Annotated in this window: 1 protein-coding gene; it reads right to left on the reverse strand. The window is 60.2% G+C overall.

Going from position 1 to position 1,177, the window contains the following annotated elements; all coding sequences use genetic code 11:
* Window positions 1-1,114 (reverse strand): IS3 family transposase gene (locus LQ220_RS24760; RefSeq protein WP_230190622.1). Its coding sequence is split into 2 segments (ribosomal slippage), with 1,115 coding nucleotides annotated over them: window positions 1-850 and window positions 850-1,114; the frame shifts between segments, so codons are not numbered across the junction. This gene is flagged as partial in the annotation.
* Between the last annotated feature and the right edge of the window lie 63 nt (window positions 1,115-1,177).

Consider the following 1,177-nt stretch of genomic DNA (forward strand, 5'->3'; position numbering starts at 1 on the left):
GAGGCCGGATATGGCGGTGAAGCCGTTTCCGGTGCCGGTGGTCGATAGCCCAGGCTGCTGTGCGGGCGCACGGTGTTGTAATGTCGCCGCCACGCTTCGATCAGCACTTTGGCCTCGGCGAGGCTGTAGAAGATCTCGCCATTGAGCAGTTCGTCGCGAAGCGACCCGTTAAAGCTTTCATTGTACCCGTTCTCCCATGGTGATCCTGGCGCGATGTAGAGCGTCTTCACGCCTATCTGCCCCAGCCATTTCTGGACGGCAGTCGCGATAAATTCACTGCCATTGTCTGACCGTATATTGGCTGGTGGGCCACGCGTGATGAACAGGTCCGCCAAGGCGGCCAGCGCATCCTCATGCTTAAGCTGTCGCGCGACGATGAGCGCCAAGCACTCCCTGCTGGCTTCGTCGATAATGGTCAGGATACGGAACTTGCGGCCATCGTGCGTCCGACCCTCGACGAAGTCGTAGGCCCACACGTGCCCCGGATACTCGGGTCGCAGCCGGATGCATGAACCGTCGTTGAGCCATAAACGTCCGCGCTTTTGCTGGCGTTGCGGAATCTTGAGCCCTTCACGCCGCCAAATCCGCTCGACACGCTTATGGTTCACCGTCCAACCCGCATGGCGCAGTAATGCTGTCACCCGGCGATAGCCGTAGCGACCATATTGTTTAGCCAGCGCGATGATATCCTCCGTGAGCGCCTGTTCGTCATCCGCCCCGCGCGGCACCTTGCGCTGTGTCGATCGATGCTGCCCCAGCACCCGGCAGATCCGTCGCTCGGACACCAGAAGCTCTCGTCGCACATGATCAATACAGCGTCGCCGCCGCGCGGGGCTCAGAAGTTTCCCCGTGCGGCCTCCTGCAATATCAGCTTGTCCAGCGTCAGGTCGGAGATGGCCCGGCGAAGCCGCAGATTCTCCTTCTCCAGATCCTTCATTCGCCGCGCCTGGTCGGTCTTCAGACCGCCATATTCCTTGCGCCAACGGTAATAGGTCTGCTCGCTAACCGCGATCCGACGGCACGCTTCGGCAGTGCTCGCGCCCTGCGCCAATATGATCTCAACTTCACGTAGCTTGCCGATGATCTCTTCCGGCTTGTGCTTCTTGCTTGGCATTCAATGTCCCCTTCGTGGTCCAGACTATCATAGTCTCTGGGCCACTCAGCGGGGGGCAGATCA

Source organism: Sphingobium sp. CECT 9361 (genome assembly GCF_918741285.1).
Taxonomy (GTDB): domain Bacteria; phylum Pseudomonadota; class Alphaproteobacteria; order Sphingomonadales; family Sphingomonadaceae; genus Sphingobium.